Source organism: Streptomyces sp. 12E, from assembly GCF_055633275.1.
This window is the reverse complement of record NZ_JBVNCJ010000001.1, coordinates 7,117,607-7,132,622: the sequence shown is the minus strand read 5'-3', so window position 1 is coordinate 7,132,622 and position 15,016 is coordinate 7,117,607. Positions and strand designations below refer to the sequence as shown.

11 protein-coding genes are annotated in these 15,016 nt (G+C 72.6%); 5 read left to right on the top strand and 6 right to left on the bottom strand.

The features are described 5' to 3' along the window. Positions 1-16 precede the first annotated feature (16 nt). Genes ACZ8ZB_RS32845 through sfnG form a run of 4 tightly spaced genes read right to left on the bottom strand, consistent with a single transcriptional unit; the run spans position 17 to position 4,148 of the window. Positions 17-1,213: an SfnB family sulfur acquisition oxidoreductase gene (locus ACZ8ZB_RS32845; RefSeq protein WP_470741204.1), complete on the bottom strand. Its 1,197-nt coding sequence runs from the start codon at positions 1,211-1,213 to the stop codon at positions 17-19. Next, the gene (ssuE, locus tag ACZ8ZB_RS32840) at positions 1,210-1,767 is read right to left on the bottom strand and encodes an NADPH-dependent FMN reductase (protein ID WP_470741203.1); all 558 of its coding nucleotides are present in this window, start codon (positions 1,765-1,767) and stop codon (positions 1,210-1,212) included. The genes ACZ8ZB_RS32845 and ssuE overlap by 4 nt, the downstream gene beginning before the upstream one ends. 12 nt (positions 1,768-1,779) lie before the next feature. Then, positions 1,780-2,997 carry an acyl-CoA dehydrogenase family protein gene (locus tag ACZ8ZB_RS32835; RefSeq protein WP_470741202.1) on the bottom strand — a complete coding sequence of 406 codons (1,218 nt, stop codon included), beginning with the start codon at positions 2,995-2,997 and terminating at the stop codon, positions 1,780-1,782. A 23-nt stretch (positions 2,998-3,020) separates the two neighbouring features. Beyond that, positions 3,021-4,148 (bottom strand): dimethylsulfone monooxygenase SfnG, encoded by a 1,128-nt coding sequence (sfnG, locus tag ACZ8ZB_RS32830; RefSeq protein WP_470741201.1) that lies wholly within the window; start codon positions 4,146-4,148, stop codon positions 3,021-3,023. A gap of 394 nt (positions 4,149-4,542) precedes the next feature. Between sfnG and ACZ8ZB_RS32825 the strand changes: the two genes are divergently transcribed. Then, positions 4,543-5,457 carry a LysR family transcriptional regulator gene (locus ACZ8ZB_RS32825; RefSeq protein WP_470741200.1) on the top strand — a complete coding sequence of 305 codons (915 nt, stop codon included), beginning with the start codon at positions 4,543-4,545 and terminating at the stop codon, positions 5,455-5,457. A 236-nt stretch (positions 5,458-5,693) separates the two neighbouring features. Here ACZ8ZB_RS32825 and ACZ8ZB_RS32820 read toward each other — a convergent pair whose 3' ends face one another. Beyond that, positions 5,694-6,890, bottom strand: coding sequence for an amidohydrolase family protein (locus ACZ8ZB_RS32820; RefSeq protein ID WP_470741199.1), 1,197 nt, complete (start codon positions 6,888-6,890; stop codon positions 5,694-5,696). A gap of 512 nt (positions 6,891-7,402) precedes the next feature. Here ACZ8ZB_RS32820 and ACZ8ZB_RS32815 point away from each other — a divergent pair. The 4 genes from ACZ8ZB_RS32815 to ACZ8ZB_RS32800 all read left to right on the top strand — a co-directional run bounded on the left by ACZ8ZB_RS32815 (position 7,403) and on the right by ACZ8ZB_RS32800 (position 13,198). Beyond that, positions 7,403-7,975 carry a hypothetical protein gene (locus ACZ8ZB_RS32815; protein WP_470741198.1) on the top strand — a complete coding sequence of 191 codons (573 nt, stop codon included), beginning with the start codon at positions 7,403-7,405 and terminating at the stop codon, positions 7,973-7,975. A gap of 132 nt (positions 7,976-8,107) precedes the next feature. Further along, positions 8,108-8,632 carry a SigE family RNA polymerase sigma factor gene (locus tag ACZ8ZB_RS32810; protein WP_470741197.1) on the top strand — a complete coding sequence of 175 codons (525 nt, stop codon included), beginning with the start codon at positions 8,108-8,110 and terminating at the stop codon, positions 8,630-8,632. A gap of 71 nt (positions 8,633-8,703) precedes the next feature. Then, positions 8,704-9,342, top strand: coding sequence for a hypothetical protein (locus tag ACZ8ZB_RS32805; protein ID WP_470741196.1), 639 nt, complete (start codon positions 8,704-8,706; stop codon positions 9,340-9,342). 571 nt (positions 9,343-9,913) lie between these two features. After that, positions 9,914-13,198 carry a GH92 family glycosyl hydrolase gene (locus ACZ8ZB_RS32800; protein WP_470741195.1) on the top strand — a complete coding sequence of 1,095 codons (3,285 nt, stop codon included), beginning with the start codon at positions 9,914-9,916 and terminating at the stop codon, positions 13,196-13,198. A gap of 157 nt (positions 13,199-13,355) precedes the next feature. On the opposite strand, the gene ACZ8ZB_RS32795 is transcribed toward ACZ8ZB_RS32800, so the two are convergent. Then, on the bottom strand, positions 13,356-14,549 hold the full coding sequence (locus tag ACZ8ZB_RS32795) for a PP2C family protein-serine/threonine phosphatase (RefSeq protein WP_470741194.1): 1,194 nt from the start codon (positions 14,547-14,549) through the stop codon (positions 13,356-13,358). Between the last annotated feature and the right edge of the window lie 467 nt (positions 14,550-15,016).

Genomic DNA, 15,016 nt, shown 5'->3' with positions numbered 1-15,016 from the left:
GCTGGGGTGTGTTTCGTCAGAGGAGTCCGTGCCGGGGCGGCCTGGTGCCGTTCAGCACGTAGCGGCCGATGTGCTGGACCTTCCAGCGAGCGGGGTCGTGCAGGGAGTGGGTGCGGGCGTCGCGCCAGTGGCGGTGCAGGCCGAGGGAGTGGAGCGCCGAGCGGGTCCCGGCGACCTCGAAGAGCGCACTGCCGATCTCCACCGCGGCCTCGGCCGCCGTCACCTTGGCGGTGGCCACCGCGACGGAGGCCGCGGCGGCCGAGTCGTCGGTGAGGCCGGCGCGGGCGGCGTCGACGGCGCGGGCGGCCTCGCGGAGCAGGGCCTCGGCCGCCCGTTGCCGGATCGCCAGTTCACCGAACCGCTGGATCAGCAGCGGGTCCTCCGCCGCGGTGGCGTGCCCCTCTCCGACGCTCTCGAACCAGGGGCGGCTCTTGGTACGGACGAACTCCACCGCCTCGGCCAGCGCGCCGGAGGCGATCCCGACGTCGATGGCCGCGTGCAGCAACTGGGCCACGGCTCCGTGGAGCTGGGGGCCCCGGAAGGTGAGGTGGTGCGGGACGACCCGGTCCGCGGGGACCGGCACCGATTCCAGGCGGACGGTTCCGCTGGCGGTGGTGCGCTGCCCCATGCCGTCCCAGTCGTCGATCACGGTGAGCCCCGGGGCGTCCCGCGGCACGTACGCCACGTGCAGGGTGTCGTCCTCGGCGCGGGCGAGGACGGGGATCCAGTCGGCGAACAGGGCTCCGGTGGAGTAGTGCTTGACGCCGTCGAGGACGTACGAACCGTCCGGGCGCGGCGCGAGCCGGGTGCGGATGTCCTGCACGTGCCCGGTCCCGGCCTCGGACTGGGCGTTGCCGAACCGCCGGCCGGCCAGCACCTGGCCGAAGAGGAACTTCCGCTGCTCGTACGTCCCCTGCCGGCGCAGCACGTTGACGTACACGAAGTGGCTCTGCGGGATCTGGGCGAGGCTGGCGTCGGCGGTGGCCAGCAGCCGGAAGATCTCGGCCAGCGTGGCCGCCCCGACGTCCGCCCCGCCGAACTCGGCCGGTACCGACACGGCGAGCAGCCCGGACGCCGAGAGCCGCTCCACCTCCGCGTGCGGAAGCCGGCGGTGGGCGTCCCGCCCGGCGGCGCCCTCGCGGAACTCCGCGGCGAGTCCCGCGGCGACGGCGAGGGCCTCGGCGTCGTCGGCGATCACGTGCGCGGCGCTCATCCGGTGGCCGCCAGCAGGGTCGTGCGGCCGCCGAGAGCGGCGGAGAACCGGTCCGTGACCTGCGCCAGGGCCTCCGCCGAGCCCGGCGCGACGGTCAGGGTGCCGTCGTCGCCCGCCGTGATGTCCTTGTCGAGGGTGAACCAGCCCGGGACGATGTGCGTCGCGCCCATGGAGCTCAGTACGGGGCGCAGCGCGTAGTCGATGGCCAGGACGTGGGCGGTGGAGCCGCCGGTGGCCAGCGGGAGGATCGTCTTGCCGGCCAGTGCGTACTGCGGGAGCAGGTCGAGCAGCGACTTCAGCAGCCCGGAGTAGGCGGCCTTGTAGACGGGGGTGCCGACCACGACCCCGTCCGCCTGCTCGACCAGCGCCGTGGCCCGGACGATCGCCGGGTGCCGGAAGTCCGCGCCGAGCAGGGCCTCGGCGGGGACGGTGCGGACGTCGAAGGGGATCACCTCGTGTCCCTGCGCGATGAGCCGCTGGTCCAGGTGGCGGAGGAGGCGCGCGGTGCGGGAGGTGGCGGAAGGGCTGCCGGAGACGGACAGGATCGTGGCCATGGGAGGGACCTTTCAGGAGTACCAGGTGGGCTGCGGCAGTTCGCCGGTGAGGACGTGGCGGCCGACCTCGCGGCGCTTGTAGGCGACGGGGTCGTGGAGCGTGTGCGTGCGGACGTTGCGCCAGAAGCGGTCGAGTCCCTCGGCGGAGGCGGTGGCGCGGGCGCCGGTCACCTCGAAGATGCGGTGGGTGATCTCCAGGGCGACGTCGGTGGCGCGGGCCTTCGCCGCGGCCACTCGCACCTCGAACTCGCCGCGGGCCTGCTCGGTGACCGCGTCCGGGTCGTCGTGCAGCTTCTGGCCCTCGGCGGCCACGGTGTCGGCCAGTGCCTCGGCGGCCCACAGCTTGGCGGTGAGGTCGCCGTAGATGTCGATGACGTACGGCTCGTCGACGGCGCGGTCGTGGCCGCCGTGCAGCCAGGGGCGGGACTTGGCGCGGGTGTAGGTGGCGGCGGTCTCCAGGGCGCCGGCCGCGATGCCGAGGTAGAAGCTGACGAAGACGAGCTGGATGGTCGGCACGTTGAGCGTGTTGTACACGCGGGGCCGGAACCGCTTGTCGACGTATCCTGCCGCGGCCTGCCAGGGGACGCGTACGGTGTCGAGGGTGACGCCGCCGCTCTCGGTGAGGCGCTGGCCGATGTTGTCCCAGTCGTCGTGGAAGGTCAGGCCCTCGCTGTCGGAGGGGACGATGGCGAAGACGTGGTCGTCGGTGCCCTCCAGGACGCCTTCGAGCACGGTGACGTCGGAGACCTTGCTGCCGGTGGAGAAGGACTTGCGTCCGGTGAAGGTGAGGGTGTCGCCCTCGTCGCGCACGACCACGTCCGCGTCGCGCGGGTTGACGGCGCCGCCGAAGAACCAGCGGCCCCGGGCGGCGTCGGCCTCCACCCGCTCCCATTGTTCTCGGGTGCCGACCAGGCGGGCGGCCCAGTTCCACAGGTAGTGGTAGCCGAGCAGCTGGCCGATGGAGCCGTCCGCCTTGGCGACCTCGCGGACGACGCGGTAGGCGGTGGTCCAGTCCTGGCCCCCTCCGCCGTGCTCGACGGGGCCGAGCAGGGTGACCAGGCCGGACTCCTTCAGCAGCCGGACCTCCTCGTGGGGAGTGGCGGCGGCCTCGTCCCGGGCCGCCGCGTCGGTGGCGAGGACGGCGGCGACCTCCGTGGCTCGGGTGATCCAGCCCTCCGGGTCCTTCGGGAGGGGGGCGGTCTGCCAGTCGGTCGGTGTGGCGGTGCTCATGAGGGGTCTCCTTTCGCAGGGGGTCAGGCGCGGGCGGCGGCGGGCTCCGGCTCGGGTCGCCGGGCCTCCAGTTCGCGCACCAGGGGCAGCACCCGCTTGCCGAAGTACTCGACCTCCTCCAGGTAGTGCAGGAAGCCGAGGAGGAGGAGGTCGACGCCGAGCCGCTTGTAGGCGACGATCCGTTCGGCGATCTGCTCGGGGGTGCCGATCAGACCCGTGCGGAAGCCGTCGTTGTACTGGACGAGGTCCTCGAAGCCCGAGTCCTGCCACATGCCCTTGCCGTCGGCGGTGGACCGCCCGGCCTGGCGGACGGCGTCGCGGAAGCCGTGGACGGCCGGTGTGTCGGCCTTGGCGACGATCTCGCGGAGGGTCTCGCGGGCCTCGGCCTCGGTGTCGCGGGCGATGAGGAAGCCGTTGAGCCCGAACTTCGGTGGTGTGCGTCCCGCTCGGGCGGCAGAGGCGCGGACGTCGGTGATCTGCTCGGTGACGCCGTCGAAGTCCTTGCCGTTGCTGAAGTACCAGTCGGAGACACGGCCCGCCATGGCCCGGGCGGCGGTGGAGTTGCCGCCCTGGAAGATCTCCGGGTGCGGGCGTCCGGGGGTGTTGAGCGGCTTGGGTTTGAGGGAGAAGTCGCGCAGGCGGTAGAAGTCACCGGCCAGTTCGGCGTGGTCCTCGGTCCAGATGCTGCGCAGGGCGGTGATGAACTCCTCGGCGCGGCGGTAGCGCTCGTCGTGCTCCAACCAGGGCTCGCCGAGGGCCGTGAACTCTCCCTTGAACCAGCCGCTGACGACGTTGACGGCGAAGCGGCCGCCCGACAGGTGGTCGGCGGTGGCGCCGAGTTTGGCGAGGACACCGGGGTGCCACAGTCCGGGGTGGACGGCGGCGATGACCTTGAGCCGCTGGGTGGCGAGGAGCAGGGCGAGGCTGAAGCTGGTCGACTCGTGCTGGTACTCGGCGCCGTAACTGGCCATGTAGCGGACCTGGCTGAGGGCGTAGTCGAAGCCGTTGTCCTCGGCGAGCCGGGCCAGTTCGCGGTTGTACTCGTAGCCCCAGTCGGTGCGCTGCTCGATGGTGCTGGTGACGAGGCCGCCGCTGACGTTCGGCACCCAGTAGGCGAAGCGGACGGGGTCGGTTCCGGGGAATTCGGGCATGGGAAACTCCTGGCCGGCGAATGCTGTGCGAAAGCGTGACGAAGGAACTTCCGGAATTCAGGTGCATGTGAGCGGCGTTCCCGGGAAATCCGCCGTCACGAGGGGACGCGGCCGGGACCGGAATTCACGGAAGGGGAGAACGGGCGACGCGACTGCGAGGGTTTCCCTCGGTGCGCTCAGGCCCCGCAGCGACAACAGGAGCTGCAGACACGGGCGAGGTCGACGTGGCGTCGCCGCGTGAGATCCTGTCGCTTCATGTCCTCGATCAAAGCATCGGCGCGTCCGGCCGGTCAAGGACGCCCTGCTCTGATTCCACATCCTGGGAGTCGGTATTCACGAGGTTGTGACAGGGATTCCCTTGAACCCGGAGCGCCGGGGTCGGCAGTCTCCTGTCGTGCGTATCGAACAGCTCGAATACATCGCCGCCGTCACCCGGTCGGGGTCGCTTCGGCGGGCCGCCGAGGAACTTCATCTGTCCCAGCCCGCACTCAGTGAGACCGTGCGCAATCTGGAGCGGGAACTCGGTGTGGAACTGCTGGAGCGCAAACGGTCCGGTGCGAAGATCAGCGATGAGGGGCGGGAGTTGCTGCCGCACATCATGAGCGTGCTGGACGCGGTCGACCGGTTGCGCGGCGCGGCCGACGACCAGCACCGCATCAGCCGCATGGTCCGGCTCGGCACGGTCAACACGGCCACCGTCCCGCTGGTCGTCCCGACCGTACGGGAGTTCCGGGCCGCGCACCCGGTGACACAGGTCGAGTTGGTGGGCGCGCAGCAGGCCGGGATCCACCGCGGGCTGCTGGAGGGCTCCTTCGACCTGGGGCTGGTGAACTATCTGGGAGGCGACGACATGCCGCCCGGCTTCGAGACCACCGAACTCCTGCGCGGCCGGCCCGTGGTGTGCGTGCGCCCAGACAGCCCGCTCGCCGCCATGGGCGCGGTGGACGTGGACAGCCTCCTGGCCGAGCCCCTGGTCGTCATGCGGTCCGGTTATGTCATGCATCGCTTCCTGCACCGTCTGCTCCGCGGCCGGACGCCGGTGTTCTCGTACTCCACCGACGGCGCGGAGATGGGCAAGCTGATGGTCGCCGAAGGACTGGGGGCCACGGTGCTGCCGGACTTCAGCGTCGTCGGGGACCCGCTCGAGCGGCACGGCACGATCACCGTGCGGCCGCTCACGGGGGACGGGACCGAGGTGCTGCTGGTTCTGCAGCGTCGGCACTCCGGTTCCGTCCCCCGGGCCGTCCGCGATCTGCACGAGCTCTTCGTGCGCAACGCCGCCGCGTACCGGGCCGCTTCGGGCGCGTGACCGTCGGCGTCACGGGCCGGAGCCGACGGCGGTCACCGACCGCGCTCCCGCGTGGCGCCGGACCGTGCCGGCGGGACGTGGCGGTTCCCGCGCGCTGCCGCCCACACCGGCGCAGCGGCCGCGGGGGCGGCTCTCCGCCGTATGCGCACGCCTGGGCGCGTACGACGGCCGTCGACGCCCGCCCTGATCGTCGGGGATGCCGTACGGGGCCGTCCCGTGATCGCACCGCTCGGGTGTCAGGAGGACCTGGAGGCGCCGGCCGGTGCCGACGTCCGGAGCGAGCCGGTTCCGTCCCCCCGCTCGTCACGCGCGCTCCGCCCGTCCTTCCTCCGGCGGCCGGTGTGGTCGGCGCGCTTCAGCGCGGGCATGAGCCGCCGTGCGTTGTCGCGGTAGACGCCCCGGCGCTGGTGCTCGGTGAACGCGTGGTCGGCCTCGACGGCCGGCACCGTGAAGTCGGCGACGACCTCGGCGGAGGCGGCCGGCCAGTCCGTGCCGAAGAGGATCCGGTCGGCGCCGACCGTCTCCACCAGGGTGCACGCCGGAGCGAGCGGGCCCGCCGTGTCGTAGTGGAAACGGCGGAGGCCCTCCCGCACACGGGCCGCGTCGAGGGGCGGGGTGCAGAAGTCGCCGAAGGCCTCGAGACGGGTGGCGATCTGGGGAAGGAATCCGCCGCCGTGCGGCAGGACGACGGACAGGCGGGGGTACCGGTCGAGCGTCCCCGTGCGGATCAGGTTCACGGCGGCGCGCGTGGTGTCCAGCATGAAGTCGCACAGGAAGTTCGGGACCCCGGGAACGGTGGGCTCCCCCGGCGGTTTCCCCGGAAGGTCGAGCGGGTGTGTGAAGAGGACGCCGGAACGTTCGTCGACTTCGGCGAGGAAGCGGTCGTACGAGGGATCGCCCAGGTACACGCCGTTGTGGTTCGCCTTCACGCTCACTCCGACGGCGCCGAGTTCGTCGAGGGCGCGGCGGAGCGCCCATGTGGTGACTTCGGGGTGGTCCAGGAGAGCGGGGCAGAGGAAGGCGAAACGGCCCGGGTGCTCGCGCATCAAGCCGGTCAGCGCCTCGAAGACGACGGACAGCCCCTCCCTGGCCTGCGCCGCGGAACGGTAGCGGCCCGGCATGGCGGGGTTGAGGACGGCGGTCGCGATTCCCGTCCGGTCCATGAGAGCGAGCGTGGAGTCCGCGTCCCAGTGCGACCACCACAGCAGCTCCTCCTGTCGCACCACCCCTTCGCGCTCCGCCCACTCCACCCACTGCGGAGCGGTGAAGTGGTGGTGCACGTCGATCTTCGCCCGCCAGGCGTCGTCACCTCCCCCGCTGTCACCCGGGCCGCTCCCTCCCCCGGCGAGGGCGCGGGACTTTCCGGCGGCACCGGCTGCGGAGGCCATGGCCCCACCGGCTATGAGCAGACCGCGCCGACTCAAGTCCGACATCCGCTCTTCCCTTCGTAGCGCCGACCTCTGCCGCACCACGCTGCCCCGTCCGCAGGAGCGCGGCCTCGTCGGGAGACCCGCTGGAGGGAAACATTCCGCCGTGTGGAGCAGTCGGCCGCCGCCGGACCGGCACGCTTCCACGCCACCGGTCGCGGCCCACCGGCTGCCGTGGTCACACCCGCCACCGGGTGATCATTCCGCTGTCCCCGGGCCCCGGCCGCCACGGAGTCCGCGGGCCGGAGGTGGCGACGTCGCCGGGCGGTCGCCGCAGGGGGCGGCCCGACGAGCCCGCCGGTGCAAGCGGGCGCTGCGCGGGGTGAACCGGCCCGCGCCCCGGTCGGAACGCTCCCGGGCGTCACCGCTCCCTCGGGCAGCGCCGCACGACTTCGACGGCCCCGCGGGAATCGGGCGGCGGACCGTGTCATCGGAACACGGGACGGACGGCGTTAGAAGGGGTGGAGAGGCGCCCTCCACCCTGTCCGATCGGAACGATCCGCAAGGAGTCCCCATCCATGACACGGATGACGGTAACGAACAAGTGCGCGGCCGCCGTCGCGGTCGCGGTCGCGCTGGCGGGAGCGCCGGGCGTGGCGCAGGCCGTCACGCCGGCGCAGGCGCCGGCCGCGGCGCCCGCCCATCACCGGATCGGCGAGTCGGCTTCGGACACGGCCGGGACGGTGCGGGTGGTGGCGCCGGGTGAGCGCGTCCGGGCCGGGGCGGGTGTCGAGCTGTGGCTGACGAAGGAGGGCAAGCACTGGTCGACACCGGAGATGGATTACCAGTTCCGGAGCGTGGTCGACGGCAACATCGACCTGCGCAGCCCCGGCATCGGCCTGATGGCGGAAACCGTGGGTGACCGTTACTTCCTTTCCGGCGTCCACGTGACCAAGCACAACTCGGTCCGAATCGTCGTCGACACGAGCGACGGCGCGGTCACCGCTTCCGTGCTGCGGCTTCCCGGTAGGCCCGGCTGGGGTGTCTGGTACGCCGACGTCCCCCTCCACGAAGACCTCACCGTCAACGGAGTCACCCTCTACGACAGGCGCGGGAAGGAGATCGCCTCACTGACCCCTTCCCGGCCGTAGCCTCCCTGACAGCCCCGGCGGCTCCCAGGAGGTGACCCTCACGGGCGTGGGCCGGACCTGTCCGGCCCACGCCCTCGTCCGCCCCCGCGCCTGTCGCCTTCCCCCGCCTTTGAACCCAAGGAATCCATGGTCGTGACGCACGAGAGCCACGCCGACTTCGCCGAGTTCGCCACCGTGGCCTGGCCCCGCTTGGTGCGTACGGCTCACATGCTCACCGGCGACTTCCACGAGGCCGAGGACCTCGTTCAGACCACGCTGGCCAAAACGTACGCGCGATGGCGGAGAATCCCGCGCCACGAGGTCGACCTCTACATACGCCGGGCCCTGGTCAACAACAACATCAGCCGGGTGCGCAAGAAGCGCATAGCCCACTTGCTCGTGCCGTTCCTGCCCGAGTCGGTGCACCGGACGCACGGCGGGCACGCCGAGGCCGTCGAGCGGAGCACCGTCCTCGTCGAGGCCCTTTCGGCCCTGTCCGCCCGCCAGCGCGCCGTCGTGGTGCTGCGCTACTGGGAGGACATGAGCGAGCAGGAGATCGCCGCGGCGCTGAACTGCTCCGTCGGCACGGTCAAGACGCACGCCCGGCGCGGCCTGGAGGCGCTGCGCGCCCATCCCCTCCTCACCTTCCGCCCCGTCGACCAGGAAGCGAAGCGCTGATGTCCCGGACCTCCCGGCCCTCCCCGCAGTCTCGGCATGAGAGCGAACGGCTGCGTGACGCATTCGGTGAGGTGGCCGACGGCCTCACGCCCTCCCCCGTTCCGCTGGCCGCCATCGAACGGGCAGGCCGTGCCCGACGGCGTCGGCGCACCGCCGGGCTGCTGATCGGCTGCGGCCTGCTGCTGGCTCCGCTGACCGTCGTCACGGTCCGCGCCGCCCTCCCGGACCACAGCCCCCCAAAGCGGAACGAGGTCGCGGCGACGCGTCCGACGCCGCCGGGCGCGCCGCACACGGCCGGGCCGGTGCGGGTGGTGGCGCCGGGTGAGCGCGTCCGGGCCGGGGCGGGTGTGGAGCTGTGGCTGACGGAGGAGGGCAAGCACTGGTCGACACCGGAGACGGACCACCAGTTCCGGAGCGTGGCCGACGGCAACGTCGACCGCCGCCGCCCCACCGTGGGCCTGATGACGGAGCCCGTGGGCGACCGCTTCTTCCTGTCCGGGTTGTACACGGGCACCGTCGACGTCGGCCGCGTCGTCGTCGACACCGGCGACGGCGAGGTCACCGCCTCGGTGGTGCGACTGCCCGGTGAGCCCGACTGGGGCGTCTGGTACGCCGACGTCCCCCTCCACGAGGACCTCACCGTCGACGGCGTCGCCCTCCACGACAGGCGCGGGAAGGAGATCGCCTCGCTGACCCCTCCCCGGCCCTGAGCCCGTGTCCCCCGTGGTGCCGCCCGGGCGGGCGGCCGGTTCCCGGAGGAGCCGCCGTCTCCCCTGGCTCTTGCGCGAGTCGACGGCGCGAGCGGAAGCCGGGGAGCGGCCACGGGCGCTTCCGCTCTCCGTCACGTCCGGAGTGCCGACGCCCGTGGACGTCGCGGCCGTCACCGCGGCCGGCGGACAGCGGGGCCGGCCCACGGTGGTGCCGGCCGGCCCGGCCTCGGGCCGGGCGTGACCGCGCCGAGCGGGCGCGACAGCCGGCTGGCGCCGTCGCGGTAGCCGCCGGCCGGAAGGACCGTGAGCGGACTGCCGTGCCCACCGGTGACGAGGCGGTGCTTCGAGTCGGGGCGACGCGCCGGCGCCAGTCGGCGCCGAAAGTATTGACAACGATGTCAGGTGCGTGATCTAGTCCGCTTCCGTCCAGCCGAGTGCCGCTGATCGCGCTACGGGGGGAGGCTCACCGCGATGACCTGCGCACTGCCGCCCTCCCCTTCCCGTCCGTCGTTCGGAGATCGCCTCTCATGTCGCGCAGCGCATGACGGGTGAGGAACAGGAGACCGCTTCCATGCACAGCCCCCTCCGCCGAGGGCGCCACCGCGCGTCGGCAGTCCTCGCCGCACTGCTCGTCGCCGGCGGCGCCCTGGGCCCGGCGCCGGCCGCCGCCCAGGCCCCTGCGGCCGCTTCCCGGCCGACCTCCCTGGTCAACCCGTTCATCGGCACACAGAACTTCGGCAACACCTTTCCCGGCGCGAGTGCCCCCTTCGGCATGGTCCAGGTCAGCCCGGACACCGGCGGCCAGGGAGGCTACGACTACCAGCAGGACGGGATCCACGGATTCAGCCAGACCCACCTCTCCGGCGTCGGCTGCTCGGTCATGGGCGAGCTGCCGCTCATGCCGACGACCGGAGCGGTCGACAGCGTCGACCCCGACACCTACCGCTCGGCCTACTCGCACGACGACGAGGACGCCGAACCCGGTTACTACCGCGTCGGGTTGAAGACGTACGGCATCGACGCCGAGCTGACCGCCACGCCCCGCACGGGATGGCAGCGCTACACCTTCCCCGCGACCGACCGCGCCAACGTCCTGTTCAACACGGGCAAGGCCAACCAGAAGGTGTACAGCTCGGAGGTGCACGTCGTCGGCGACCGGACGGTCGAGGGCCGTGTCGAGGCGGGCGACTTCTGCGCCGGCAAGGACCGGCACACCGTCTACTTCACGGCGACCTTCGACCGGCCGTTCGCCTCGCACGGCACCTGGCGGGGCGCCACCCCCGCCCCCGGCGGGCGGGACGCGGCCGGTGAGGGCGGGAACGGCGCCTGGGTGACCTTCGACGCCGGCGCCGACCGTGACGTCGTCGTCAAGGTGGGGCTCTCCTACACGGGCGTCGAGGGCGCCCGGAAGAACCTGAAGGCGGAGACCGACGACTCGTACGACTTCGACGCCACCCGCGCGGCGCTGCGCGCGACCTGGGAACGGCAGCTCGCCGCCGTCAGGATCGACGGCGGGTCCGCCGAGCGGCAACGCGCCTTCTACACGGCCCTCTACCACGCACAACTGCACCCGAACCTCGCCGGGGACGTCGACGGCCGGTACGCGGGATTCGACGGGAAGACCCGTACCGCGTCCGGATTCACGCCCTACCAGAACCTGTCGCTGTGGGACACCCACCGGCCGCAGAACCAACTGCTCCAGATGCTGCAGCCGAAGGTCGCCCGCGACGTCGCGCTGTCCGTCGTCGCGATCGGACGGGACGGCGGCTGGCTGCCGCGCTGGTCGCTCGCCAACAGCGAGACCAACATCATGACCGGCGACCCGGTGACCCCCTTCCTCGTCGAGGCGTGGTCCAAGGGCCTGCTCGCGGGTCACGAGAAGGAGGCGTACGCGCTCCTGCGGAAGAACGCCCTCGGCACGCCGCCGGACGACTCCCCCCACAACGGCCGTGCGGGAGTCGCCGCCTACCAGGAGCGCGGCTACATCCCCAGCGGGCTCGAACCGGGCGAGGACTGTGCGCACAAGGGCGGCGACAACGACTGCCGTCATCCCGCTTCGGCGACCCTGGAGTACGCGGCGGCGGACGCGTCACTGGCCCTGATGGCCGGGGGGCTGGGGCATACCGCGGACGCCCGCCTGTTCGCCGCCCGCGGCCAGTGGTACCGGAACCTGTGGGACTCCTCCATCGGGCAGTTCCGGCCCCGCACGACCGACGGCACCTGGCTGACGCCCTACGACCCCGTCGAGGCGGGCCACCAGTTCCACGAGGGCGGCGCCCACCAGTATCAGTGGCTGGTGCCCCAGGACCCGGCCGGGCTCGTGTCCCTGATGGGCGGCAAGCGGGAGACCGAGAAGCGGCTCGACGCCTTCTTCGCCTACGACGAACTCCTCGCGGACCCCGCCGGAACCGCCCGCGAGGACTGGATCTCGGCGCCGTACGACTACTACGGGAAGCCGACCTACAACCCGAACAACGAGCCCGACCTGCACTCCCCGTACATGTACGCGTGGGCCGGCGCGCCCGCCAAGACCGCCACCGTGGTCCGCGCCGCGATGACGCTCTTCACGGACGGGCCCGACGGCATGACCGGCAACGACGACCTGGGCACCATGTCGGCCTGGTACGTCTTCTCCAGCCTGGGCCTGTACCCGACGACGAACGGCGGCGGCTTCCTCGCCGTCTCCAGTCCGCAGTTCCCGTCGGCGGTCATCCGCATCGGCGCCCACGGGAACGAGCAGGGCGGGACTCTGACCGTCAGGGCACCGGGCACCAGCGACACGCGACGCTACGTGAAGCGGGCGGAGCTCGACGGGAGGAACCTGCGCGCCACCTGGCTGGACTGGGACGCGGTCGCCAAGGGCGGCAGCCTCGTCTTCGAGATGGCCGGAAAGCCGTCGGCATGGGGGACGGGCAAGGGCGCTGAGCCGCCGTCCGTGAACCGTGCGGCGGCCGATTCCCGCCGGCACCTCGACGCGTCGCTGCGCACCGGTTCCGACGTCCTGCCGACGGCGGACAGCACGCAGCACGTCCGTCTGGAGCTGGACGTGCTGGGCCAGTCCCCCGGCACGCTGCGGGTGGGTGTCGACGCGAAGGCTCCCGCCGGCTGGACCGTGAAGACCTCCGAGCCCTTCTCTCTGACGTCCCGTCGGCTCCCCGTCCAGCGGACCGCGGCGGTGGACGTGAGCGTGCCGGCCGGAACCGCGCCGGGTTCGTACACCGTGCGGGTCACGACGACCGCGAAGGGGGTGAAGAGCGTGGAACGGGTCGCGACCATCGAGGTGCGCGCCGCGGCCCGCTGCGTGGCGGACGACGGGGAGCAGTGCGCCGTGGACCTCGGCGAGGAGGTGAACCACGACGGCACCGCGACCGTCGCGGCTTCCGGCGAGGGCGACTTCGACGGAGCGGGATGGAGCTACGACGGTGACCTGCTGCCCGCGGCGGGTCCGGTCGCGTGGGACGGCGTGACCTACGACGCCCCCGACCCGTCCGGGACGGCTGCGAACTTCGTCGAGGCCCGCGGTCAGGCCATGCTGCTCCCGGCCGGGTCGTACGGCGCGCTGCGCCTGGTCGCCGCGGCCCATCACGGCCCAGTGGCGACCGTGCTCACCGTCCGTTACACCGACGGCACCACCACCGAGGCGCCGGTCACCGTGGGCGACTGGGCGGGAGCGGCACCGCAGGGCGGCTCCGTGGTGCTGGAGACGCCGCACCGGATCAAGCGCGGACAGGGCGTGGACGGCCCGCCGGTGCGTCTGTTCGGTTCCTCGGCGGACCTCGACGCCTCGAAGACGGTGCGTTCCCTCACCCTCCGGAACGATCCTCGGGTGCAGGTCTACGCGGTCACTCTCCGGTAGGGCTCCGTACGTCCAGGGTGCACCGGACGCCGATGACGACGCCGGGGCGGTACGGAATGCGTCAGCCCCGCGGCCTGGGCGCGACGCCCGGGCCGGGCCGGTTCACGTGGTGGCGGTCGCGTGGCCCGGCGTCGGGTCCCGTACGGCGGCCGGCGGCTCATCGCTGCGAGCCCTGTGCGGTGTCGTCCGGTCTTCGGCACTTGCCGTGCCAGTCCAGTATCAGAACGGTGGCGTCGTCCTTGAGGTTGCCGTGGCAGGCGTCGAGCACCGCGCCGGTCAGGCTCCGTACGGCTTCCCTCGGATGCAGCGCACGGGTGTCGCGGGCGAGCGCGGGCAGGTCGACGGCTGCGGCGCCGCGCTCCTGCATCCCGTCGGTGAGCAGGATCAGGCGGTCACCGGGCCGCAGTTGCAGCTCCTGCAGACGGTAGGGGGTCGGCGCCACCACGCCGAACGGCAGGTTGACGGCGAGCTCGACCTCCTCGACGGCGCCGTCGCGCAGCCGCAGCGGCCGGGGATGGCCGGCGTTGACCAGCTCGCAGAGGCCTGTCTCGAGGTCGACGCACAGCAGTTGTCCGGTGGCCAGGCCGCGGCTGTGGCTCAGCAGGGCCCGGTGGGCGTGCTCGGCCTGTCTGAGGGCGTCGCATCCGCTGCGGCGCGCCCGTCTCAGCGCGCCGACCAGCAAGGTGGCCAGCAGGGCCGAGTCCGTGTCGTGGCCCATGGCGTCGGTGACGGACAGGTGCAGGGTGTCGCGGTCGAGGGTGTAGTCGTAGGTGTCGCCGCCGATGTCGTCGGCCGGGACCAGCCCGGCGGCGAGGGTGAACTGGGCCGCTTCGCAACAGGGGGCCGAGGGGAGCAGCTGGTGCTGGATCTCCGCGGCCAGGCTGGTCTCGGTGGTGCGCCGGCCCAAGTGGTAGAGGTCGGTGAAGCGGCGGTCCGTGACGATGATGTAGGCCAGCGCGTGAGCCGCGTCGCGGACCTGCCGGAGCACGGCGGCGTCGGCGGACTGCAGGGTCGCCTCCAGCACACCGATGCAGTCGCCGCGGTTGGTGACCGGCGTGATGACGCGCAGCGCGCCCTGGCGGTCCTGTTCCACGTGCTGGCGCTGGCTCCGCAGTACGCGGTCGTAGACGCTGCCCCGCAGGTCGATCAGCCCCCCGGGGTCCGCGGCGGTGCCGTCGGCCGTGGTGAGCCGTACCAGCCGCTGACCGACGAGGTCGACGAACAGGAAGGACACACGCTCCGCACCGAACCGCTTCTGCAGATCGTGCGCCACCACGTCGACGGACGCACCGGGCGGCGCAGCCTCCGCGGCGGCCAGCAACTCGCCCAGTTCCACGTCTCCACCCTTCACAACAACCTCCCGTCGGCTGCCGAACTTTTTCCCCGAGTTTCCGCGACCTCACCCGGAGCGCCCGTCCTGCCTGTTCAGGGCGGTGAGCCGAGTCGCCGCGAGGAGACCCCGTTCCGTCGGGCGGCGTCCGCGGACGACCGGACGGCCGGTGCGACGGCACGGGGTGAGCGGGACCGCCGTCCTGGATCCTTCCCGTGCCGGCTCACGCCCCGGTCCCGCAACGCGCGCCGGAAGCGTTCCTGACGTGTCCCGAGGGGCCCGTGCGTCGTTGGCCGGTCGGAACCCGTGCACCCCACCGCTCCCGAGGAGGCCCCGTGGCCAGTTCGAGCCCGCCGTCCGCCGACCGGGACGAGGGCACGCCGCCCCTCCGGCGTCCGTTCGCCGAACGCGCGCACGCCCGGGCCGCCGTCCTCGACGAGGCCTTGCCGCGGTGGGCCGACGGGACCGCCCCGCACAACGGCCCCCCC

Bases quoted from the DNA above. Each gene is read 5' to 3' on its own strand.
- sfnG (WP_470741201.1), bottom strand. From the start codon at position 4,148: ATGCCCGAATTCCCCGGAACCGACCCCGTCCGCTTCGCCTACTGGGTG.
- ACZ8ZB_RS32835 (WP_470741202.1), bottom strand. From the start codon at position 2,997: ATGAGCACCGCCACACCGACCGACTGGCAGACCGCCCCCCTCCCGAAG.
- ACZ8ZB_RS32820 (WP_470741199.1), bottom strand. From the start codon at position 6,890: ATGTCGGACTTGAGTCGGCGCGGTCTGCTCATAGCCGGTGGGGCCATG.
- ACZ8ZB_RS32845 (WP_470741204.1), bottom strand. From the start codon at position 1,213: ATGAGCGCCGCGCACGTGATCGCCGACGACGCCGAGGCCCTCGCCGTC.
- ssuE (WP_470741203.1), bottom strand. From the start codon at position 1,767: ATGGCCACGATCCTGTCCGTCTCCGGCAGCCCTTCCGCCACCTCCCGC.
- ACZ8ZB_RS32815 (WP_470741198.1), top strand. From the start codon at position 7,403: ATGACACGGATGACGGTAACGAACAAGTGCGCGGCCGCCGTCGCGGTC.
- ACZ8ZB_RS32800 (WP_470741195.1), top strand. From the start codon at position 9,914: ATGCACAGCCCCCTCCGCCGAGGGCGCCACCGCGCGTCGGCAGTCCTC.